Source organism: Coprococcus sp. AF99-45 (genome assembly GCF_027663865.1).
Taxonomy (GTDB): Bacteria; Bacillota; Clostridia; order Lachnospirales; family Lachnospiraceae; genus Allocoprococcus; species Allocoprococcus comes.
Map to the genome: position 1 here is coordinate 83817 of NZ_JAQDGZ010000011.1, position 7508 is coordinate 91324.

The following is a 7508-nucleotide window of genomic DNA, read 5'->3' on the forward strand; positions in this document are numbered from 1 at the left end:
TTATTCTCCCTGCTTTTCTACACCCATATTTACAGCTTCACCGTTGATCTTCCAGTCTTTCACATAGCCTGCAGGTTCAGCCTTTTCAACTGCTACCGCAAGTGTCTCCTGTCCGATCTGCTCTGCATACTCTGCAAATACTTTTTCTGCTTTTTCGCTTCCGTCGTAAGTTACCTTGATCTTGTCCATAACTTCAAATCCGGCTTCCTTACGCATAGTCTGGATCTTACTGATGATCTCACGTACAAATCCTTCTGTCAGAAGTTCTTCTGTCAGGTTTGTATCCAGTACAACGGTGATACCATAGTCACTCTCAGATACATATCCTTCCATCTGTGCCATGTCGATCAGAAGGTCTTCTTTTGTAAGTTCAATTTCCTGTCCATTTACCTGAAGCTTCAGAACACCTGTCGCATTCAGTTCGTCCATAGCAGCATTTCCGTCCAGATTGCTGAGTTCATTTTTGATTCCACCTAACAGTTTACCATATTTTGGTCCAACTGTCTTTAATTGTGGTTTAAATGTATAAGAAGTAAATGCACGAACATCATCTGTAAGTTCGATTTCTTTTACATTCAGCTCATCTGTCACGATATCCTGATAGAACTCCGGCAGATCGGAAGCACCTTTTACGAACATCTTTCCGATTGGCTGACGGTTCTTGATGTTGGCTGTATTACGGCATGCACGTCCCATTACAACGATCTTCAGAACTTCATCCATGTTCTCTTCCAGAGTCTTATCGATATAAGCTTCATTTGCAACCGGATAATCACAAAGGTGGATACTTTCCGGAGCGCTTTCATCTACGCTTCTTACCAGGTTCTGATAAATTTCTTCGGTCATGAACGGGATCATCGGTGCTGCAACCTTTGATACAGTAACGAGTGCTGTATAAAGAGTCATGTAAGCATTGATCTTATCCTGTTCCATTCCTTTTGCCCAGAAACGTTCGCGGCTTCGTCTTACATACCAGTTACTCATATCATCTACGAAGTCCTGAAGTGCTCTTGCAGCTTCCGGAATCTGGTAATTTGCAAGATGATTATCTACTGTCTTGATCAGTGTATTCAGTTTTGATAAGAGCCATTTATCCATTACAGATAATTTGTCATATTCAAGTGCATATTTTGTTGCATCAAAATCATCAATATTAGCATACAATACGAAGAATGCATAGGTGTTCCAGAGTGTTCCCATGAACTTTCTCTGTCCTTCCATAACCGCTTTTCCATGGAAACGGTTCGGCAGCCACGGTGCACTGTTTACATAGAAATACCAGCGGATCGCATCTGCACCGTATGTCTCCAGAGCATCAAACGGATCAACCGCATTTCCTTTGGATTTACTCATCTTCTGACCATTTTCATCCTGTACATGTCCGAGAACGATTACGTTCTGGTATGGTGCTTTGTTGAAAATCAGGGTTGAAATTGCCAACAGAGAATAGAACCATCCTCTTGTCTGGTCAACGGCTTCAGAAATGAACTGAGCCGGGAACTGCTGTTCAAATACTTCTTTATTTTCAAATGGATAGTGATGCTGTGCAAACGGCATGGATCCGCTGTCGAACCAGCAGTCGATAACTTCCGGTACACGGTGCATCTGTTTTCCACACTTCGGACACTTGATTGTTACATCGTCAATATATGGACGGTGAAGCTCGATATCATCCGGGCAGTTGTCTGACATGGATTTCAGTTCTTCAATGCTTCCGATCGAGTGCTGGCATCCGCATTCGCATTCCCAGATATTCAGTGGAGTTCCCCAGTAACGGTTACGGCTGATACCCCAGTCCTGGACATTTTCAAGCCAGTCACCAAAACGTCCTTTACCAATGCTTTCCGGAATCCAGTTGATAGTATTGTTATTTGCGATCAGGTCATCTTTAACTTCTGTCATCTTGATGAACCATGATTCTCTTGCATAGTAGATCAGTGGAGTATCACATCTCCAGCAGTGCGGATAACTGTGTTCAAACTTCGGAGCATCGAAGAGAAGTCCACGAGCATCCAGATCTTTAAGTACTTCCGGATCAGCCTTCTTTACAAAGAGTCCTGCAAATGGAGTTGTCTCACCCATATCACCTTTTTCGTCAACAAGCTGCACGAATGGAAGGTCATATTTGCGTCCTACTTTTGCATCGTCTTCACCAAATGCTGGTGCCAGATGAACAACACCAGTACCATCTGTCAGAGTTACATAATCATCACAGGTAACAAAGAATGCTTTCTTTTTCTGTTTTGCTGCACAGTCATATGCACACTGGTAAAGCGGTTCATATTCTTTGTATTCCAGATCTTTTCCTTTGTAAGTTTCCAGAACTTCGTATGCCGGTTTGTCTTCTTCTGCAAATTTCCCAAGAATGGTGTCAAGCAGAGCGCATGCCATATAATAAGTATATCCGTCTGCACATTTTACTTTTGCGTAATCTTCTTCCGGGTTTACGCAGAGTGCGATATTAGACGGAAGAGTCCAAGGTGTGGTTGTCCATGCAAGGATGTATGCATCTTCGTCTTTCACTTTGAATCGAACGATAGCAGAACGTTCTTTGACGTCCTTATATCCCTGTGCAACTTCCTGTGCTGAAAGTGGTGTTCCACAACGTGGACAATACGGAACGATCTTAAATCCTTTGTAAAGGAGTCCCTTATCCCAGATTTTCTTCAGAGCCCACCATTCAGACTCGATAAAGTTATTATCATAAGTAACATATGGATTTTCCATATCTGCCCAGAAACCTACTGTAGAAGAGAAATCTTCCCACATTCCTTTGTATTTCCAGACACTTTCTTTACATTTATTGATAAATGGTTCTACACCATATTTTTCAATCTGATCTTTTCCGTCAAGGCCGAGCAGCTTTTCTACTTCCAGCTCTACCGGCAGTCCGTGAGTATCCCATCCTGCCTTACGCGGAACCATGTAGCCCTTCATTGTACGGTATCTCGGGATCATATCTTTGATTACACGGGTAAGAACGTGTCCGATATGCGGTTTTCCATTTGCTGTCGGAGGTCCATCGTAGAAAGTATAAGTTTCTCCTTCTTTACGGTTCTCCATACTTTTCTTGAAAATATCTTCTTCATTCCAGAATTTTTCAACTTCTTTTTCTCTGTCTACAAACTTCAGGTCTGTATCCACTTTTTTGTACTTAGCCATGATAAGCTCCTTTCTGAATCAATGACTTTGTATGCATTTTTGGGTATATAGAAAAATGTGCCCCGGCACGTAGTGCCCTTAATTTTGCAGGAAGTTTTTGGAATTTCCTGCAAAATTAAAAAAGACTTTCACCCGTAAAAGGACGAAAGTCTGTACATCGTTAACCACCTGTTACTGCATACCAGCATATGAGTTTCCTGTAACGGGGGAAATAACCGTCAGAACTTACTCGCCAGATTGCTTTCAGTTACTGCAACTCGGAAGTGATGTTCAGATCTACCCTACTTGCACCGGTCTTCCACCATCTCCGGTTCGCTTTACCTTTCAAATAAACCTTACTGTCTTCGTCAATGTCTTTTGATCTTTTTTCACCATTTCTAGGTTATTATAATAAAGAACCCCTTGCTTCGTCAAGGGGTTCTGCGGGATTTCGTGATTCTTTCCTTATATTTGACTGACCAGACGTTAATCTTTGTCAACTTCTCTTCTGCGCTTTCTGTTTGTTTCCACTTTCTTCTTTCTCAAGTGTTTCAGAACAGCCCTCCATACAATAATAAGAATGAGTACTGCTGCAATCACACAGATTACAAGGATTACCTCTCGTGGTATTGTACTCTGAGCCTGCTTTTGTGTTTCACTGTCTGACTTATCGCCGGACACCGGTGCTTCATTTTCTGTGTTATCCTTCTGCAGATATTCATCACTTAATGTCACAGCTGCTTTTCCGACTGGGTTGCCCTGATAAGTATAAGTTACTGTTCCGGTGCTGCTGTTCGTGTCATCCTGCGTAATTTCGTAATCCAGGCTTTGGAAATTTACATTTTCCGGAAGTACAACATATGCATTCGGATCAATTTCTTTAAAATCTGCGGAGTCTTCATAATCCGCAATCGTATATTTTGCGAAATTATTAAATCCATACTCCAGTAAATTGATGGAGTCTGGGTATACATTTTTCCCATGTGTCTTCAAGACAACACTGATCAGCTCCAGATTATCATCCGCTGCACAGGATACCAACGTGTTGAGTGCTTCATCTGTATAACCGGTTTTTCCGGCTATTGTCTTTGGATAATAATAATCGTTTCCCTCGTAAAACATCATATCACTCTGCTGAAAGGTTCTCGCCTGATTTACCAGATTAGTTGCACCGATCGTATACTGCTGTGTCTGGGCAATCGTCTTGAATTCTTCATGATTTTCAAGCAGTTCCTGTGTAATAAGTGCCATATCACGTGCCGTCGTATAATGGTTCTGCGCATTCAGCCCATTCGGATTTTCAAAATCAGAATTTACTGCTCCCAGCTCTTTTGCGCGTTCATTCATCTTTGCAATAAAGCCATCATATCCTAAACCACCCACATTTTCAGCAATCGCATAAGCAACTTCATTTGCAGATGCCATCAGAAGTGCGTGAAGCGCATCATTTAAAGAAATTTCCTCCCCCGCGATCATTCCGATATAAGCATCCCCCTCTGCTACACAATCCACACTATTCTGTGTAATCGTGATCTTGTCATCAAGATTGCCGTTTTCCAATGCGACAAGTGCCGTTAAAATCTTTGTAATACTGGCAGGATAAGCCTTTCCGTCAATGTTTTTCGCATAAAGGATCGCACCGCTTTTTGCCTCCATGACAATCCCAGCCTCTCCGTAAGTAGCCGGTCCTTCCGGCCAGTTCTCCAGCTCATTGCTGGCAATCTTCATATCATATGCCTGCTGTGTTACTTCATCGATTTTCTGCTGCTGCAGGGCTTTAATTTCTTCTTGATTTTTTCCGGAAGTTTCTTCCTCTGTCAGATTATAATTGCTGACCGTTGTATCAATTGGTTCATTTGCTGACGTATCTTCTGCAAATGCGGTCATTCCAAGACTTCCAACCATCACTGCCACCAGCGATGCACTTAAAATTTTCTTCCATCTCCTCACGGATCTTCTCCTCCAAATTCTTTAATCTTATCCAATAAATCCCCGATATCTGTTCAGACATGCATAAATATCCTGTTTACGGATCTGTGCCATTGATACAGAAAGATAACTTCCTTTGCAAAGGGATGCCAGACCCTGCTTCTTAATCTGACTACAGAGCTTTTCCACGCAAAGATCAACATCCTGTTCCTTCCGTTCCATTTCTTCCAGCAGATTCTTCAGGCAGTACGCTAATGCCGTTGTCTGTTCTGCATCCAGGATTTGTTCTACATATTTCAGATCCACATTTTCTCTTCCAATAGAAAATGAATCTTTACCAAACTGTTTTATCTTCACCTGATCTCTCTTCTTTTCCATTTTTCCGGCCTTTAAGCTTCTGTGATGATCTTTATCAAATAAGACAGCTACATCAACCGGAACCTTTTTCTCTCCGGTCTCACTTTTTTCACCAATCACCGTTTTCACTTTTTCTGTGATATCGTACGTTCGGTAATTATCCATCTGCAGCACATGATCAGCAATGTAAAAATAAGATCCAGAACTTCCGGCCACCAGAATAATAGAAATTCCCTGCTTTTGATACAGGTTACCTGCCTGAAGAGTAAATGGTGTAATCGGTTCCTGTTCGCCGGATACAACAGCCTGCATCAGCTCATCCCTGACCATAAAGTTCGTCGCACAGGTGTCTTCATCGATCAAAAGACATTTTGCACCTGACTGTACCGCTTCTACCACATTTGCAGCCTGCGAAGTCGAACCACTGGCATCCTCTGTGGAAAAATTTACTGTATCTTTCTTATTCGGCAGATCATTGATAAACGGTGAAATATTGATATGGGATACACATCTTCCATCCTCGGCCCGGATCTTCATCGCAGTATCCGAAGTAATCACGTATTCTCTTCCATCTCCGGCGACGTGATTGTAAATTCCCTGCTCGAGTGCCTTCAGAAGTGTTGATTTTCCATGATATCCTCCACCCACGATCAAAGTAATTCCTTCCGGGATTCCCATTCCTTTTATTTTACCCCGGTGTGGAAGTTCCATCTCTACTTCCATACTTTCCGGTGCTTCAAAAGCAATTGCACCTTTCATAGGCTTCTGTGATACACCGCTTTCTCTTGGCAGTATAGAACCATTTGCCACAAATGCAATAAGTCTCCGCTTTGTCAGTTCTCTTCTTATATAATGTTGATCTTCCGCAAGTTCTATACACTTTTTCACTTCCTGCTGATTCAGGTTCTTATAATATAAAGATCTGTCAGCTATTTCCGGAAGATACTCAAACAAAATCTTCCTCAGTTCAAATGCATTGATCGTCCGTCCATTTGCCGGAAATCCAACTTCAAACCGTACCAGAAGATCTCCATCCTTAATTTCAAATGCAGTCCTGTCCAGAACCTCCTGTCCACAGCGGCTTATCCCAATCAATCCACTTTTTCCGGAACCCTTTGCCTGGAAAATAAATTTGGAAACAGCTTTTCCAAATTGTCTTGTCAGATAATCCTGAAGCGCAATTCTTCTGTGTTCTTCTTTATAATATTCTTCTGGAAATCTCGCCTGGATTTTCTTCACCTGAATACTCAGCTTTGACGGAGAAGCAAATGGATCTCCTTGTACATGATCAATATTGAGCTGGTATCCTTGAAACTGATAGCTTCCTCTCAAATCTTTGTAAGCTGGATAGCTTCTTCGATTGATACTCATCAAATTTTTTTCTAATTCTGCTGCTGATTTCATATCCTGCTCCCTCTTATCAAATTCTATGATGTTGGGGCAAGAGGTCAAGAATCCTCTTGCAGGCAAGCTTGCATCGGCTTTCTGAGCTTTTGACCCTGGTATCATTCTATTTTACTAGCAAAAATTTACTTGGTGCATATTAAATTTTCTATAAAACGAAAAAAGATGTAAACCCAATTTATACAGGATTTACATCTTCTAAATCATGAAGCATCGGGGATTCGAACCCCGGACAACTTGATTAAAAGTCAAGTGCTCTACCACCTGAGCTAATGCTCCATCTGTTATACAGCTTGCCTTCTTTCGAAGACAGTGCCCAGAACCGGAATCGAACCAGTGACACGAGGATTTTCAGTCCTCTGCTCTACCGACTGAGCTATCTGGGCATACACACTAATGTGTGAGTTGCGGGAGCAGGATTTGAACCTACGACCTTCGGGTTATGAGCCCGACGAGCTACCAGACTGCTCCATCCCGCGATGATATCTCATTATAGCACATTTTTTCTAAATATGCAATGGGCGGAGGTGGATTCGAACCACCGAAGCAACTTGCAGCAGATTTCCAGTCTGTCCCCTTTGGCCACTCGGGAATCCACCCATATGAAGTTTTACTGTCTTCCAACAGACATCATTCAGATTAACTGTCTGATGCAAGCCGATGATCGGACTCGAACC

At 42.2% G+C, this 7508-nt stretch carries 3 protein-coding genes and 4 tRNA genes; all 7 read right to left on the reverse strand.

Annotated features, from left to right (window positions below):
• The 7 genes from ileS to PGR14_RS09750 all read right to left on the reverse strand — a co-directional run bounded on the left by ileS (window position 1) and on the right by PGR14_RS09750 (window position 7431).
• Entirely contained in the window at window positions 1-3162 is a 3162-nt protein-coding gene (gene ileS, locus PGR14_RS09720) for an isoleucine--tRNA ligase (RefSeq protein ID WP_055155686.1), read from the reverse strand.
• A gap of 465 nt (window positions 3163-3627) precedes the next feature.
• The gene (locus tag PGR14_RS09725; RefSeq protein WP_055248050.1) at window positions 3628-5091 is read right to left on the reverse strand and encodes a D-alanyl-D-alanine carboxypeptidase family protein; all 1464 of its coding nucleotides are present in this window, start codon (window positions 5089-5091) and stop codon (window positions 3628-3630) included.
• A 27-nt stretch (window positions 5092-5118) separates the two neighbouring features.
• Window positions 5119-6831: an ABC-ATPase domain-containing protein gene (locus PGR14_RS09730; protein ID WP_055248048.1), complete on the reverse strand. Its 1713-nt coding sequence runs from the start codon at window positions 6829-6831 to the stop codon at window positions 5119-5121.
• A gap of 206 nt (window positions 6832-7037) precedes the next feature.
• Window positions 7038-7110 (reverse strand) — tRNA-Lys (locus PGR14_RS09735).
• 34 nt (window positions 7111-7144) lie between these two features.
• Window positions 7145-7217: transfer RNA gene (locus tag PGR14_RS09740), tRNA-Phe, on the reverse strand.
• A 19-nt stretch (window positions 7218-7236) separates the two neighbouring features.
• Window positions 7237-7310 (reverse strand) — tRNA-Met (locus PGR14_RS09745).
• A gap of 39 nt (window positions 7311-7349) precedes the next feature.
• Window positions 7350-7431: transfer RNA gene (locus tag PGR14_RS09750), tRNA-Ser, on the reverse strand.
• Window positions 7432-7508 lie beyond the last annotated feature (77 nt).

What these genes read in the sequence shown, in the direction of transcription:
- ileS (WP_055155686.1), bottom strand. Translation starts at nt 3,162, where the DNA reads ATGGCTAAGTACAAAAAAGTGGATACAGACCTGAAGTTTGTAGACAGA.
- PGR14_RS09730 (WP_055248048.1), bottom strand. Translation starts at nt 6,831, where the DNA reads ATGAAATCAGCAGCAGAATTAGAAAAAAATTTGATGAGTATCAATCGA.